16 protein-coding genes are annotated in these 13,116 nt (G+C 71.6%); 5 read left to right on the plus strand and 11 right to left on the minus strand.

Going from position 1 to position 13,116, the window contains the following annotated elements; translation table 11 throughout:
• Positions 1 to 3: 3 nt before the first annotated feature.
• The 3 genes from ABZ924_RS11355 (at position 4) to ABZ924_RS11365 (ending at position 2,131) form a co-directional block, all read left to right on the plus strand.
• Positions 4 to 723 carry a hypothetical protein gene (locus ABZ924_RS11355; RefSeq protein WP_361906981.1) on the plus strand — a complete coding sequence of 240 codons (720 nt, stop codon included), beginning with the start codon at positions 4 to 6 and terminating at the stop codon, positions 721 to 723.
• Positions 720 to 1,001 carry a DNA-binding protein gene (locus ABZ924_RS11360; protein ID WP_361906983.1) on the plus strand — a complete coding sequence of 94 codons (282 nt, stop codon included), beginning with the start codon at positions 720 to 722 and terminating at the stop codon, positions 999 to 1,001. The genes ABZ924_RS11355 and ABZ924_RS11360 overlap by 4 nt, the downstream gene beginning before the upstream one ends.
• Positions 1,002 to 1,063: 62 nt before the next feature.
• Positions 1,064 to 2,131 (plus strand): hypothetical protein, encoded by a 1,068-nt coding sequence (locus ABZ924_RS11365; RefSeq protein WP_361906985.1) that lies wholly within the window; start codon positions 1,064 to 1,066, stop codon positions 2,129 to 2,131.
• Between the two features lie 86 nt (positions 2,132 to 2,217).
• Here the strand turns inward: ABZ924_RS11365 and ABZ924_RS11370 are convergent, their stop codons facing one another.
• The 8 genes from ABZ924_RS11370 to ABZ924_RS11405 form a co-directional block, all read right to left on the minus strand.
• On the minus strand, positions 2,218 to 2,607 hold the full coding sequence (locus tag ABZ924_RS11370) for a gas vesicle protein K (RefSeq protein WP_361906986.1): 390 nt from the start codon (positions 2,605 to 2,607) through the stop codon (positions 2,218 to 2,220).
• Positions 2,597 to 2,815, minus strand: a complete 219-nt coding sequence (locus tag ABZ924_RS11375) for a gas vesicle protein (RefSeq protein WP_361906988.1) — start codon at positions 2,813 to 2,815, stop codon at positions 2,597 to 2,599. Before ABZ924_RS11375 ends, ABZ924_RS11370 begins: the two co-directional genes overlap by 11 nt.
• Positions 2,812 to 3,600 (minus strand): GvpL/GvpF family gas vesicle protein, encoded by a 789-nt coding sequence (locus ABZ924_RS11380; RefSeq protein ID WP_361906990.1) that lies wholly within the window; start codon positions 3,598 to 3,600, stop codon positions 2,812 to 2,814. The genes ABZ924_RS11375 and ABZ924_RS11380 overlap by 4 nt, the downstream gene beginning before the upstream one ends.
• On the minus strand, positions 3,597 to 4,001 hold the full coding sequence (locus ABZ924_RS11385) for a gas vesicle protein (RefSeq protein ID WP_361907062.1): 405 nt from the start codon (positions 3,999 to 4,001) through the stop codon (positions 3,597 to 3,599). Before ABZ924_RS11385 ends, ABZ924_RS11380 begins: the two co-directional genes overlap by 4 nt.
• Before the next feature lie 70 nt (positions 4,002 to 4,071).
• Complete coding sequence (locus ABZ924_RS11390; protein WP_361906992.1) at positions 4,072 to 4,320, minus strand: gas vesicle protein GvpG; 249 nt, start codon at positions 4,318 to 4,320, stop codon at positions 4,072 to 4,074.
• Between the two features lie 47 nt (positions 4,321 to 4,367).
• The gene (locus tag ABZ924_RS11395) at positions 4,368 to 5,084 is read right to left on the minus strand and encodes a GvpL/GvpF family gas vesicle protein (RefSeq protein ID WP_361906994.1); all 717 of its coding nucleotides are present in this window, start codon (positions 5,082 to 5,084) and stop codon (positions 4,368 to 4,370) included.
• Positions 5,085 to 5,087: 3 nt separating this feature from the next.
• A complete protein-coding gene (gene gvpJ / locus ABZ924_RS11400; protein ID WP_361906996.1) occupies positions 5,088 to 5,561 on the minus strand; it encodes a gas vesicle protein GvpJ in 474 nt (157 codons plus the stop codon).
• Positions 5,562 to 5,592: 31 nt separating this feature from the next.
• Positions 5,593 to 5,964, minus strand: coding sequence for a gas vesicle protein (locus ABZ924_RS11405; protein ID WP_361906998.1), 372 nt, complete (start codon positions 5,962 to 5,964; stop codon positions 5,593 to 5,595).
• Between the two features lie 180 nt (positions 5,965 to 6,144).
• On the opposite strand from ABZ924_RS11405, the gene ABZ924_RS11410 reads away from it, so the two are divergent.
• Positions 6,145 to 7,425: a histone H1-like repetitive region-containing protein gene (locus ABZ924_RS11410; RefSeq protein WP_361907000.1), complete on the plus strand. Its 1,281-nt coding sequence runs from the start codon at positions 6,145 to 6,147 to the stop codon at positions 7,423 to 7,425.
• 4 nt (positions 7,426 to 7,429) lie between these two features.
• Positions 7,430 to 8,497 (plus strand): SRPBCC family protein, encoded by a 1,068-nt coding sequence (locus ABZ924_RS11415; RefSeq protein ID WP_361907002.1) that lies wholly within the window; start codon positions 7,430 to 7,432, stop codon positions 8,495 to 8,497.
• Positions 8,498 to 8,505: 8 nt separating this feature from the next.
• On the opposite strand, the gene ABZ924_RS11420 is transcribed toward ABZ924_RS11415, so the two are convergent.
• From ABZ924_RS11420 to ABZ924_RS11430, 3 genes are all read right to left on the minus strand, one after another.
• On the minus strand, positions 8,506 to 10,941 hold the full coding sequence (locus ABZ924_RS11420; protein WP_361907004.1) for a SpoIIE family protein phosphatase: 2,436 nt from the start codon (positions 10,939 to 10,941) through the stop codon (positions 8,506 to 8,508).
• A 328-nt stretch (positions 10,942 to 11,269) separates the two neighbouring features.
• Positions 11,270 to 12,319 carry an SDR family oxidoreductase gene (locus ABZ924_RS11425; RefSeq protein WP_361907006.1) on the minus strand — a complete coding sequence of 350 codons (1,050 nt, stop codon included), beginning with the start codon at positions 12,317 to 12,319 and terminating at the stop codon, positions 11,270 to 11,272.
• 101 nt (positions 12,320 to 12,420) lie between these two features.
• On the minus strand, positions 12,421 to 12,996 hold the full coding sequence (locus ABZ924_RS11430) for a hemerythrin domain-containing protein (protein WP_361907008.1): 576 nt from the start codon (positions 12,994 to 12,996) through the stop codon (positions 12,421 to 12,423).
• Positions 12,997 to 13,116 lie beyond the last annotated feature (120 nt).

The raw sequence follows: 13,116 nt of genomic DNA on the forward strand, positions 1-13,116 counted from the left end.
CCGATGGCATTAGCTCCTCACCCTGGACTTTTCGCCTCTATCGAGCGGCAGTGCGTCGGCCGCAATCCGTCACCTGAGCTGCGGCTCATCGACGGATCACAAGCAGAAGGCGTTCCCGTCGCCCTGGAGCAGGCACGCCGCCTGCTGTACGACCCGTCGGGTGACCGGGCTGTGCGTGATGCGCTCTGGTACCAGATCGCGGAGCGCGGGCGTACCGCCGCCCCGTCCGACTGGCCGCTGGCCGCCGTGTGGCTGGGACTGCCGGGTCTGCGCCGGACCGTGTTCAGGATCACCCACTATTGCCGTGCAGAGCGTGGTGACGTTGAAGCCGAACTCGTCACGAACTACCTCGAAACGCTGGCTGAGCTCGGACCGACGATCGCCGACCCGGGGGCCACGGTGCTGCGCTCAGCCTGCTCGCACGCATGGACTGTATGGCGCAAGGCCCACAACGAAGTGTCAGCGGAGGACATGGAGAGGTTCACCTGCCTTCCTGCGGTCACCGGAGGTCTCTGGCAGGCGGACTACGACCCGCCCGAGCGGCCGGACGGGCTCTCGGCAACGTTGCGGATCACCGTTCCCGCCCACCGTCGCGAAGGCGTGCGGACCGGAGCACTGGCCCAGGCATGGGGTCTGGCCGACACAGCGACCGACACCGGTCACCTGCGCCGGGGAAGGCAGGTCGGGACGATGTCCCTGCGGCGCGTCAGGGGGAACGGATGACCGCTCACAGCGCCCCGCAGCTGACACCTTTGACCTTTCGGGAGATCTTTGACCTGCCCGTCAGCGTGGATCTGAGGACGGCGGCCAGGGCATTCGGCATGTGTCTGGGTACTGCCTATCGGCTCGTTGATCTCGGCACCTTCCCCTGCGAGACCGTGCGTGTCGGCCGGCGCCACCGGGTACTCACCGTGAACCTGTTGCGCGCGTTGGGCGTCGAGGAGCGGCCCGTCTTCGCCGATGAGATTGCCGATGGTGTCGCACTCACCCTCTTCGACTGACGCCTCCAAGCCCTGCAGCTGGCAGCAGCTGACAGGACCCACGCACAACTGAAGGAGCCAGCATGCCTTTCAACGCACCTACCTGCCTTGCCATAGGAGAGACGGCCACCATCGCCCGCCCCACCCGTGAAACCGTCTTCGGCGGCCGATCACGGACCGCCATCTTCTATGAGGACATCGTGCGTCCCACCTGCGAACAACTCGGCCTCACTCTCCTTCGAGCCGACGAGCTGCGGGCCGCCGACTTGCCTGCTGAGCAGTTGCAACGGCTGGTCACTGAAGTAGACATCGTTGTCGCCGACCTCGGCGGCGCCGGACAGGAGCTGTCCTTCAGCCTCGGGGTCCGACATGCACTCGGCCGGTACACCGTCCACTTCATCGAGGGGCGTGATACCCCTCCCCGGGCGGGAGGCGCGCCCTGCATCGAGTTCCCGGTCTTTCCTGCAACTGTGGCCGCGGCGCGGCAGCGGCTCACGGCCCTGTTGCGCGATGCAGAATTCGGGCTGAGTTCCGTAGCCCCGCCGCCTGACCCGGGTGCCGACCAGGGTGTCAGCTCGCCGGCGGGACCTGAGCAGGAGCCCCCTGGGCTGTTCGACCTGGTAGCGGACGCGGAAGCGCAGTTGGAAGCCATCTCAGGCGATATGGCCGATGTAGAAGCGGCTTTGACTGATCTTGCGGCAATGTCGGAGCTCATTGCCGAGGACATGATGCGAGTCGGCCATACCGGGGCTTCGATGGGCACGCGGTTGGCCGTGGTCCACCGCCTGGCAAAAGCCATCGATGGACCGGCCGATGATCTGGAAGCGGCGGCCGAACGCTTCGCCAGACGGATGCAGGCTGTAGTCGTCGCCTTCGGACACTTTCTGGAATGGGCCCGGCACACGCCGCGCCGCGAATGGCCGGACGGCGTGGAAGGCGTACTCGACCAGGTGGTTTCAACCTCTCTGGAGATCCGGACTGCGGCTGTGGGCTTCCAGGAAGTAATGGGTCTCATCAACATGTTCGGAGCCGCCAGTCGGCATCTGCGGGGACCCGCCCGGCGAATCGGGGGATCCCTTCAGATGTTGTTCGGCAGCGTGGCGGCGCTGGAAGAGTGGCAAGACGTGGCTCTCGAACTCAAGCAAAGCTGACGGTTTCCGACTTCGCGCGCACAACAGGAAAGGGGCCGTCCGGAGATTCTCTGGGCGGCCTCCCAGGTTTTCGGAAGGTTACGTGTTCAGGGGGCAGGCGGCAGGAGGGTGCCCAAGGGGCCCAGGTCGAGGTTGAGGTCGGAGAGGGTGTAGCCGTGTTGGGCGCAGAGGTCCGTCATGCGGTCGTGGAGGGCCAGGAGGGTGGCGCCGAGTTCCTCCTCCTGCGCGTCGGTGAGGCCGCCCGCTTCGACGCGTCGCAGCGCTTGGCGTTCGATCAGCTGGCGCAGGAGCTCCACGAGGGTCAGGACGAGTTTGACCAGGTCCTCAGCCACGGTGTCGGGGCCGGTGCGCATGCGGTGGCCGGGGGAGGGGGCGGCAGTGGCCTCCGCCGCCTCGGCCGGGGTGGCGGGGAGCAGGCTGAGGGCCTCGGCCATGGTGTCGCCGAGCGCGCGCAGGTCCGGGACGTCAGGGGCCATGGCGCTCACCGTCCGCGGTGGAGACCGAGCTGATCAGGGCGCGCAGGGAGATCCGTACGAGGTCGATGTCGGCGATGGAGAGGACGATGTCGCCGGTGATGACCACACCGCCCGCCAGGAGCCGGTCGAGGAGGTCGACGAGGGCCACCTGCCGGGCGGGCAGGGCGGCACCGGGTGGCACGGCAGCGGGCCGGTCGGCGGGGTTCATGGTGCTGCGAAGGAGTAGGGGGCCCAGGGTCCGGTCACCTCGATGCGGATGCCCGGGAGGTCCTGCGCCGCACCGGTGACCGCCGCCCGGAACGCGTCGGCCTGGGGGTCGGCCACGAGGTAGGCGTCGTTGAGGACGTTCTCCTCGGTCGCGGAGGCGGCGAGCGGCCCGCTCTGGGCGGGGTGGCGCACCAGGCCCGCGGTGTGGCGGCGGGCCAGGTCGGCGATCCGTTCGGTGGCCAGCTGCGCCTGCCGGTAGTGGTCCTCATGCGCATGGTGCTGGGCCCGCCGGGCGGCCAGATAGGCCTTGCCGGGGCTGGAGGCGGCCGGTGCCGGCTCGGCGGGGGGCCGGTCCGCGGGGCGCACGTAGATCTTGACGCCGTACTCGGCGTGGCCGCTCAGCCGTGCCAGCTGCGCGGCGAAGGCCCCGCTCTGGGCCCGCAGGGCGTCCAGCGCGCTCGCGGGGTCCTGGTAGAGGGTGGCCATGCGCAGGGGCAGGACGGTGGTCTGCGAGGCGAGCACCTCGATGACGCGGTGGTGGGCCCGCGCGGTGACCTCCAGCCAGCGGAGGTCCTCGAAGCGGGCCTTGAGGGCCTCCTCGTCGAAGTCGGCGCGGGGGACGTCGCTGACGGTGAACGACACGGGGCCGGAGGACGAGAGGAGGGTGACCGGGGCGCCCGCCACGCCCTCGAGGCCCGCCAGGACCTCCCCCAGCCCGGGTACGGGCGCGGTGACCGCGTACACGTAGGTGAGGGTGGGGGCCGGGGTGGCCGGGGTGTCGTTCATCGCGGCGGCCTGCGCTTCTTCGTGGTCCGTACGGAGGGCTCCTCCACAGCCTCCTCCTCGGGCTCCTCCTCCGCCCCGCGGGGCAGGGGAGCCGGCTCCGCCCCGGTCGTCCGGCGCAGCTGTTCCAGTTCGGCGCGCAGACGCTCGTTCTCGGCGGCCAGTGACCGGTCCTCGTGCCGGGAGGCCCCGGAGGACAGCGACGCATCGTGCTCCCACCAGTCGATGCCCATCTCCTTCGCCTTGTCGACGGAGGCGATCAGGATGCGCAGTTTGATGGTCAGGAGCTCGATGTCGAGCAGGTTGATGCGGATGTCGCCGGCGATGACGATCCCCTTGTCCAGCACGCGTTCGAGGATGTCGGCGAGGCTGGCCGAGGAGCCGCCGGGCGGGTAGCCGGCCATGGCGGGGCGCGCATCGAACCTGTGGGACAGGGAGTCACTCACGGCTTTCGCCTCCGACGGGTCTCGTCACTCACCGGTTGCGGTGGAGGTACTCCTCGATCTCCTGGAGGCGGTCGAGCAGTGCTTCCTCCTCGCGGTCGAACGTCTCCTGGTCGATCTCCCCGTCGGACAACTGCCGCGCGAGGTCGGCGAGCGCCGCCCACACGGGTGCGGGGTCGTAGTACTCGGCCTCCGCCTTTTCCGCCAGGCGCTGCGCCACCCACACCACGGACCGCACGGGGAAGAGGGGGGCGGTGATCAGATTCCCGAGCAGGCCCATGGCCGGAGCTCCTTCCTGTGTTCTTTCCTGCGGCCCCGAGCCCCTTCCTACGGCACGAAGCTGTACGGGGGCAGCGGTCCTGCCACCCGGGTGCGGACACCGGCCTCGATGTCCCGGGTCAGTTCGGCGTGGGCGTCGAGGAAGGCGCGCTCGTCGTCCCGCGGCACCAGCAGCGAGAGGTTGAGGAAGTCCTCGCCGGTGGGCGGATGGAGCACGTGCTCGCGGGCCAGGGGCGCCAGCGCCCGGATCACCTCGGTGGAGGTGTTCGTGCGCCGTACGTCGACCTCGGCCGCGACCAGCTGCCCCAGCTCCAGCGACAGCCGGGGGTCCGAGGCCCCGGCGCGGATCTCCTCGTTGAGCAGGCGCGCCCGGGGGGAGTCGTCCAGGATCTCCCGCAGGAGGAGGTCCTCCTCGCGCCCGGCCTTGACGTTGTACTCGACGCACCCCTGCACCCCGGCCAAGGCGTCCAGGTACGTGGCCGCGTCCTCCTCCAGGACCCGGCGTACGGACGCATCGTCGGCGGCGGTGTACCCGAACTGCAGCGGCAGCGGGGTCCCGTCCTCCAGGAGCCGGTCCAGGACCGCCTGGTGGGCTGCGAGGTCCCGGCGTTTGGGGCGGATCTCCTCGTCGACGTCGCTGACCACCGCCCGCAGCTGCTCCGTCTCCAGCGAGCGCACGGGCGGGGCGTCCGAGCCGACGCCCGTGAGCCCGTCCAGGCGGCACGGGTGCTCGCGCAGGGTGACGGCGTACACGTAGACGGCCATGGGTCACTCCCTCTCGCGGTGCACCGGCCGGCGGGTGGGCCTCCGGCGACGGACAGGCTGCTCTTCCTCCTCCTGCTCCCGCTCGTCCTCCTCCGGCTCCTCTTCGTCGCCGCCGCGGCCCGTCAGTGACTGCGTCACGGCCTCCATCGCGCCGCTCAGGGCGCCCTTGGTCTTGCCGCTGCTGCCGCCTTCGACCACCTTGCCGACGACGTCCGGCAGCTGGGCGGGGGCCTTGCGGCCCGCCTCCAGGTCCAGCCGGTTGCAGGCCTCCGCGAAGCGGAGGTAGGTGTCGACGCTGGCGACGACGATCCGTGCGTCGATCTTCAGGATCTCGATCCCGACCAGGGAGACGCGCACGAAGGCATCGATGACCAGACCCTTGTCGAGGATGAGTTCCAGGACGTCGTAGAGGCTGCTGGTGCCTCCGCCGCCGCTGCGGCTGAGGTTCCCGCCCGCTCCTTGCGGCACCATCGTCATGGCGCTTCCCTTCCCGGCCGTCCGTCCGGTGTCAGCCGCCCGGCCGGTCGATCATGCCCCGGCTGTACCTCCGGGTCCGTTCGTAGGAGATCAGTTCGCCCTCCTCGTCCAGCGTCACCGTGTAGCTGCCCATGACGCTGGTGGTGTCGGGGATGCGTTCGAGCTCGAGCACCTCCACCACCGCCTCCCAGCCCTCCTCCGTCGGTCTCAGCGAGGACACCGACTCCGGCCGGCGGCCCAGCAGGTCCGACAACTGCTCCACGGCGGCCCGCAGGGCCGAGGACGCGACGGGTACACCGTGCCGCCGTCCGGCCGCCGACTTGCGCGCGGACCTGGTGGTCGGCTGTTCGCCGTCATCCTGCGCCGGGCTGCGCCGGCGGCGAGCGGGTTGCGGCAAGGCCATCTGCTCCCTCGGAACCGAAACTCCCTGGACTACGCCCCTCCCCGCGTCTGCGCCCGTCACACTCCCGAGGTGGAACTTTCTTCGCATATCCGCGCATATTGCGCTTCGGCGTGAGCAGGCCTGTAGGGACCGCTCGGGTCACGGCCCGACCGTCCACCGCCTTAGGAAAGGACCAGGCTGATGGATGACACGAGCAAGATCGCCCTGGCTGCCGCCATCGCGGGGGGCTACCTACTGGGCCGCGCGAAAAAGGGCCGGATGGCCCTGTCACTGGCCACCTACATCGCCGGCCGCAGGTTCGGCCTCGAACCGGGCCAGCTCATGACCCAGGGACTGCGCAAGCTCAGCGAGATGCCGCAGGTCGCCGAACTCGGTGAGCAGGTGCGCGGCGAGGCCCTCCAGGCGGGCCGCAAGGCCCTGACCGCAGCGGCCAACCGCCAGCTCTCCGACCTGGCCGACACCCTCCACCAGCGCACGCTCGAACTCACCCGCGGGCCGAGGAAGGAGGAGCCGCAGGACGAGTACGAGGAGGACGAGGGCGAGGCCTACGAGGACGAGTACGAGGACGAGGGCCGGGACGAGGAGCCCTACGAGGACGAGGCCGAGGGCGAGGAGGACCAGCCCTACGACGAGGAGTACGAGGACGAGGACGAGGACCAGGGCGAGGAGGAGTACGAGGACGAGGCCGGGGACGAGGCCAGGGACGACGAGCGGGGCGAGGACGAAGAGGACGAAGAGGAAGAGGGCGAGGAAGAGGGGGAGGAAGAGCCGGAGTCCGAGGTAGAGCCCGAGGAAGCCGAGGAGCCCGAGGAAGCCGAGGAGCCCGAGGAAGCCGAGGAGCCCGAGGAAGAGCAGCCCCGCAGGGCGCGGGCAGCGCCCCGCTCCCGCCGCAGCACCCCCTCGGCCGGGAAGGCCGCCCCCCGCAAGCCGGCCGGTGAAGCCGCTTCCCGCAGCCGGGCCGCGCCTGCCGAGAAGGCGGGCTCCCGGGCGGCCCACGCACCGGCGAAGAAGACCGCTTCGGCGGGCAAGACCGCTCCGGGGAAGCCTTCGGCGAAGAAGACGGCGGCCAAGAAGACGGCAGCCACGAAGAGGACGGCGAAGAAGACGACGGCGTCCTCGGGAACGCCGGCGAAGAAGACGGCGGCCCCCAAGCCGCCGGCGAAGAAGACGGCAGCCACGAAGACGGCGGCCCCCAAGCCGGCAGCGAAGAAGACGACGGCCAAGGAGACGGCGGCCAAGAAGACGACAGCCAAGAAGACGACAGCCAAGAAGACAGCGGCCAAGCGGGCCCCGGCCAAGCGGGCACCCGCCAAGCAGGCGCCGGCGAAGCGGGCCCCGGCCAAGCGGGCACCGGCGAAGAAGACCGCCTCGCGCAGGCCGGCGCGCAGCGGCAGCAGCGCCAAGAAGACCGCCACGCCGGCGAAGAAGACGTCGGCCCGCAAGTCGACGACGCGGAGGTAGCGCCATGGCCACCACCACCCACCGGGACCGCTCCCGCAGCCAACAGTCCCCGCTGGACCAGCTGCTCGAGGAACTCGGCGGCTACCTCTCCGCCCAGGCCGACCAACTGGCCGACAAGGCCGCCGACAAGCTCGGCGACTTCACCGACCAGCTCTCCGACGTCGCCGAGAACGGCGGCTCGCTGGCCGACATCGGCGGTCGGCTCCTCAAGGGCGACTCACCTCTCAAGGCCGTGGCCGGCAGTACGCTCGGCGGGCTGAAGGACAAGGTCAAGGACCTCGGCGGCGGGCTGCTGGGCGGCGGAAAGGGCAGAGGCCGCAAGAGCGGATCCAAGCCCACCCACATCGCGGAGTCCGTCGACATCGGCATCCCCTTGCGTACCGCCTACAACCACTGGACCCAGTACGAACAGTTCAGCTCCTTCGCCAAGGGCGTCCGCAGCGTTTCCCAGGGTGACGACACCACCAGCGACTGGAAGGTCAAGGTGGGCCCCTCCACCCGCAGCTGGAAGGCGACGGTCCAGGAGCAGATCCCCGACGACCGGATCGTGTGGACCTCCGAGGGCGCCAAAGGGACCACGCGCGGATGCGTCAGCTTCCACGAGCTCGCCCCGTCCCTCACCCGCATACTCCTGGTCGTCGAGTACTACCCCTCCGGGCTGTTCGAGAAGACGGGAAACCTCTGGCGCGCGCAGGGCCGGCGCATGCGCCTGGACCTCAAGCACTTCATGCGCTACGTGACCCTGTCCAGCGACGAGGAGCCGGAGGGCTGGCGCGGCGAGATACGGGACGGCGAGGTCGTGCGCACCCACGACGAGGCCGTCGAGGAGGAGGAGTCCTCCGAAGAGGAACCGCAGGAGTCGGAGGACGAGGACTACGAGGACGAGCAGGACGAGCGGGGTGAGCAGGAGTACCCCGAGGACGAGGAGTACGAGGACGAAGAGGACGAAGAGGAAGAGCCTGAAGAACCTGAAGAAGAGGAGGAGGAAGGCGAGGACGAGGGCGAGTTCGAGGACGAGGACGAGGAGTACGAGGACGAGGAGGAGCAGCGCCCCCGGCGGCGGCGCCGCTGAGCGGCCCGTCAGGCTGTGTCGGGTACGTGGACGGCCAGGACGCAGATGTCGTCGCGGTGCTGGGGCCGCATCCCGGCCAGGGTCGGTGCGAGGTCCTCGTGCCGGCCGTCCAGCACCAGTCGCAGCGTGGTCTCGGCGAGCCGGGCGAGCCCTTCGTCGATGTCCTCGCCCGGGTCCTCCACGAGGCCGTCGGTGTAGAGCAGCAGGTGGTCACCGGGCAGCAGTTCGATCTCGGCCTCCCCGTACCTGGTCTCGAAGGCGGCTCCGAGGAGCCCGCCCTCGGGCTGCTCGAGGTACTCCGCCCGCCCCTCCCGGATCAGCAGCGGCGGCAGGTGCCCGGCCCTGACCCAGGTCAGCCGGTGGTCGCCGGGCCGGTAGCGGGCCATGACCATGGTGGCGGTGGCCCCGTGCGCGTCCGGGGCGCTGTGGAGCAGCAGCGCATTGAGGCGGCCGAGGACGTCGGGGAGGGCCGATCCTGTGACGGTCATGCCCTTGGTGGTGAACCGGAGCTGGGCCATGGTGCCGACGGCCGGGAGGCCGTGGCCGGCGACGTCGCCGACGACGAAGAGGGCCTCCCCGTCGGGGAGCTCGATGGCGCTGTACCAGTCGCCGCCGACGTTGACCCCGCGGTCCGCGGGCACGTACGCGACGTCCACGCACAGTCCGGCGAGCTCGAGGGACTGCACGGGCGTCGGCAGCAGGGTCTCCTGGAGCCGGGCGGCGAGGGTGCGCTCGGCCTGGAGCATGCCGCGCTGGACGAGATTGACGCGTTCGCTCTCGCGCAGGGCGATCTCGGCGCCCCGCTGCGCGGTGAGGTCCTGGAAGAAGCCGTGGGCCTCGACCGGCGTCCCGTCGGCGTCGGTCTGCGCCTCCGCCACGATCCGCAGGTGGCGGACCCCCCGGGCGGTGGTGATGCGGAACGGCTGGTCGATGGGGGTGCCGTCGCCGAGCAGCCGCCGGACCGCCGCCGCCACCGCCGGGAGGTCGTCCGGCACCAGGTGCCGGGGGAGCTCCTCGAGGGTCATGGGGCCCTCGGCCGGTTCGCGGCCGAAGATGGCGTACACCTGCTCCGACCAGAGGATGGTGTTGCCGGCCAGGTTCCAGCTGGCCCAGCCGAGGTTGCCCAGGCGCTGCATGTCGGCGAGCCTGCGGGCCTCGCGCTCGCTGGTGTCGTGGCGGACCCAGGACACCACCAGGCGGTCACCGAGCCGGGACGCCCGTACCGAGTAGGACGACTCGTGCGGGACCCCGGCGAGCACCTCGTGGTAGGTGAAGGGGGGCCCTTCGTAGACGGCTCCTGTCAGCAGCGTCTCCAGGTAGCCGTCCCACAGGGCGCTGCCCGCCACGGTCGGGTAGGTCTCGAGGACCCTGCGCCCCACCAGCTCCCTGCCCCGCCGCCCGGCCACGTCGACCGAATCCGGGGCGGCCGCGTCGATGCGGTAGTCCTCGACCGTCCCCGCCTCGGACCGCAGGGGGGTGAGGAGGATGGCCGGCCCGGACAGGGCGTCGAGGATCCGCTGGATCTGGTCCACGTCCTCCCCGGGCGCGTCCGGGGAGGTACCCGGGAGGGCCCGGAGCGGCCCGGCGCACATCCGGACGGCCCGGCGCAGCAGGGTCCGGCTCCGGGGCTCGAAGGGGGCCTCCCGGTTCCGGAAGAAGCCGACGACGACCCGGGCCCGGCCGGGGACCGGGATCCAGGCGCGCGAGGGCCACTGCTCGGGCGGGTCTCCGATGAGGAGGTACCGGACGGCGTCCTGCGCGGGGTTCTCCAGCCACACCGCGCGCCCCTCGGCGAGCGCCTCCATCGCCGCGACGCCGCTGAGCGGCGGGACGTGGCTCCACTGCTCGGCGAGGGCGTCGTCGATGCCGGCGTGGCCGACCAGGTCCAGCCGGCCGGAGGCCGTCTCGGTGTAGATCATGACGGCGTCCACGCCCTCGGGCTCGCCGAGGACCCTGCGCAGGAGCCCGGCCACGTCATGGGGTGTCTGCGTGCCGGTGAGCCCTTCGGCGAGCCGGGCCAGGGGAGCTGCCTGACCCTCGTCGCCCTCCGTGACCGCCAGGTACCGGCCGGAGCTGAACGGCGACGGGCCGCTCGCGACGGCCCCGCCGGGAGCGGATTCCTCCGGGGGTGCCTCCGGGTGCCGCCGGGGGTACGAGAACATCCCGCCCCGGCCGGTCCTGCCCAGGGTGATCCAGCACTCCTCCATGAGCGTGCGCCGGCCCTTGTCGGCGCGGGCGCACAACAGCTCGTACGCCGCGTCGGCGGACATCCCCTGCTCGACCATGAGGACGCCCTTGGCCCGTTCGACGACGCCCGTCATCGAGGCCACGGCCTCCAGCTCCACGACCTCGGCCCGCAGCCTGGCGACGACCTTCGCCAGGGCCAGCACCTCGGGCGTGGCGCCGTCACCGGGGAGTCCGGGGAGTACGGAGTCGCTCTCCATGCTTTGAGCATCCCACTTCCGGGCCGTTCAGGCGGGCGCCGTGACAGGCATGATCCGGCCGTTGCGGGAAAGGCGCGGGGCAGTACGCCACCCACGGCCCGCCGGCGGCCGCGGGTGGCGTGGAGCCCGAGTCACGGAGGTGAGCGCAGTGACGACGCAGCCGACGCAACCGCCCCCCGACGGCCCCGACCGGACCCCCTCGAGGCCCGATCCCGTCCCCCGCGACCCACAACCGGAGGACGCTCCCGCGCCCGAGGAACCCCCGGACGGACCCGTACCGTCGCGCGAAGGGGATCCCGAGAAGCCGCTGCCGGAACCCCCTGACTGATCACCGGCGGCGTGCGGTCCTGCGCCGGTACACCAGGGTCGCGGCCAGCGCCGCGGCCGGGGCGGCCCACAGCGCGCGCGGGCGGCGCGCCGCCCAGGCCTCGGGGGAGCGCGGGTGGGCGCGGGCGTCGAAGCGCCCGTGAGCACCGAAGTCCCGGCCGTCCTCGCCGTCGAGCGGGTGCCACAGGTTGTGGTGGCGCGGCTCGGTGTCGGGCTCGCCGGTCTGCTGGGAGGCGTAACCGGTGCGCGCGAGGTACCGGTCCAGCAAGCCGGGTGCGACCCGGTTGGCGAGCACCGTCGCGAGGGTCGCGCCGCCCACGCAGTACTCGCGGCGTCCGGGATGGTCGGCCGCGTGGACGACGGCGCGGGCGGCCACCTCCGGCTGGTAGATGGGCGGCACGGGCTGCGGCCGCCGCGGCAGTCGTGAGAGCCCCCACGAGAACTGCGGGGTGTTGACGGCCGGCAGCTGGACCACCGTGATGCGCACCCGGCTGCCGCGGTGCAGGAGCTCGGTGCGGACGGCGGAGGTGAACCCGTGGACGGCGTGCTTGGCACCGCAGTACGGCGACTGCAGGGGGATCGCGCGTTCGGCGAGGGCGGAGCCGACCTGCACGATCGCCCCCGAGTCCCGGGGCAGCATCCGGGCCAGCGCGGCCCGCGTCCCGTGCACGTACCCGAGGTACGTCACCTCCGTCACCCGGCGGAACTCCTCGGGTCGGATCTCCTCGAACGGCGCGAAAACGGTGGTGAAGGCGGCGTTGACCCAGACGTCGACGGGGCCGAAGGCGGCCTCCACCTCGTCCGCGGCCGCATCGACCTGGGTGTGGTCGGAGACGTCGGCGGGCACCACCAGCGGGGTGCCGCCCGCCTCGGCAACCTCCCGCGCCGCCGCCTCCAGCCCCGTGCGGCCGCGGGCGATCAGGGCCACCCGGGCCCCGCGCGCGGCGAAGGCGCGGGCCGTGGCGCGCCCGACGCCCGCACTGGCTCCGGTGATCACCACGGTCTGCGGCTCGGATCCGTGCCCCTGCTGCCCGTGCCTGCGTGCCATCATCGCGTCCTCCGTGTCGGCCGTTCGTCTGCGGCGTCTTTCAGCGTCTTTCAGCGTCTTTCGGCGTCTTTCGGCGTCTTGCGGGTCCTCGGCGTGCCCGGGGCTCACACGGGCGTGAGCGCGTGGGCGAGCTTCTTCAGCAGCGATCGCTGCGGGCGCTGCGGAGCCCGCTCGCGGGCCTCCGCCATGCGCGCGCCGATGGCCTGGAGCTCCTTGCGGCCCACGGACCGGCGCACCTCGGGGAACCAGGCGCCCTCCTCGGCCTCCATGTGCCGCTCGACGGCTTCCATCAGCACCTTGGCCTTGGCGTCGAAGGCCTCGTCGGCCGGGTCCATGCCCTCCAGCTCGCGTGCCAGGACGTCCGCGACGTGGTGCTCCTCGTGGAACTCCAGCACGGTCTCCCCGGTCTGCGGGACCAGTTGGCGTACGCGGGGGTACATGACCTCGTCCTCGATGTGCGTGTGGACGCTGAGCAGGTGCAGCAGCTCGTCGACCGCCTCGGCCTTGGCGGCCGGGTCCGCGGCCGTGTGGCGGGTCCCGGGGGCACCGCGCTGCCCGTCGCCGTGCTGCCCGTCGCCCCTGGTGCTGCTCCTGCCGCTCTCCGCCGCCCGGTAGGCGCGGATGAGCTTGCGGATCTGCTTGTGGTCGTCCCTGAGCATGACGATGGCGTCGGTGGACATGGCTCGCTCCTGCTGCCGATCGGCCTGGTACTGGTCGTACCGGTCCTGCTGTCGTGCGGCTGCCCGCCGGGGCGTCGGACATGCATGCGCCGCGCACGTGTCCCGCGCGGCGTACCGGGA

The organism is Streptomyces sp. NPDC046876 (genome assembly GCF_040645035.1).
Taxonomy (GTDB): Bacteria; Actinomycetota; Actinomycetes; order Streptomycetales; family Streptomycetaceae; genus Streptomyces.

Bases quoted from the DNA above. Each gene is read 5' to 3' on its own strand.
- ABZ924_RS11355 (WP_361906981.1), top strand. From the start codon at position 4: ATGGCATTAGCTCCTCACCCTGGACTTTTCGCCTCTATCGAGCGGCAG.
- ABZ924_RS11360 (WP_361906983.1), top strand. From the start codon at position 720: ATGACCGCTCACAGCGCCCCGCAGCTGACACCTTTGACCTTTCGGGAG.
- ABZ924_RS11365 (WP_361906985.1), top strand. From the start codon at position 1,064: ATGCCTTTCAACGCACCTACCTGCCTTGCCATAGGAGAGACGGCCACC.
- ABZ924_RS11370 (WP_361906986.1), bottom strand. From the start codon at position 2,607: ATGGCCCCTGACGTCCCGGACCTGCGCGCGCTCGGCGACACCATGGCC.
- ABZ924_RS11375 (WP_361906988.1), bottom strand. From the start codon at position 2,815: ATGAACCCCGCCGACCGGCCCGCTGCCGTGCCACCCGGTGCCGCCCTG.
- ABZ924_RS11380 (WP_361906990.1), bottom strand. From the start codon at position 3,600: ATGAACGACACCCCGGCCACCCCGGCCCCCACCCTCACCTACGTGTAC.
- ABZ924_RS11385 (WP_361907062.1), bottom strand. From the start codon at position 4,001: ATGGCCGGCTACCCGCCCGGCGGCTCCTCGGCCAGCCTCGCCGACATC.
- ABZ924_RS11390 (WP_361906992.1), bottom strand. From the start codon at position 4,320: ATGGGCCTGCTCGGGAATCTGATCACCGCCCCCCTCTTCCCCGTGCGG.
- ABZ924_RS11395 (WP_361906994.1), bottom strand. From the start codon at position 5,084: ATGGCCGTCTACGTGTACGCCGTCACCCTGCGCGAGCACCCGTGCCGC.
- gvpJ (WP_361906996.1), bottom strand. From the start codon at position 5,561: ATGACGATGGTGCCGCAAGGAGCGGGCGGGAACCTCAGCCGCAGCGGC.
- ABZ924_RS11405 (WP_361906998.1), bottom strand. From the start codon at position 5,964: ATGGCCTTGCCGCAACCCGCTCGCCGCCGGCGCAGCCCGGCGCAGGAT.
- ABZ924_RS11410 (WP_361907000.1), top strand. From the start codon at position 6,145: ATGGATGACACGAGCAAGATCGCCCTGGCTGCCGCCATCGCGGGGGGC.
- ABZ924_RS11415 (WP_361907002.1), top strand. From the start codon at position 7,430: ATGGCCACCACCACCCACCGGGACCGCTCCCGCAGCCAACAGTCCCCG.
- ABZ924_RS11420 (WP_361907004.1), bottom strand. From the start codon at position 10,941: ATGGAGAGCGACTCCGTACTCCCCGGACTCCCCGGTGACGGCGCCACG.
- ABZ924_RS11425 (WP_361907006.1), bottom strand. From the start codon at position 12,319: ATGATGGCACGCAGGCACGGGCAGCAGGGGCACGGATCCGAGCCGCAG.
- ABZ924_RS11430 (WP_361907008.1), bottom strand. From the start codon at position 12,996: ATGTCCACCGACGCCATCGTCATGCTCAGGGACGACCACAAGCAGATC.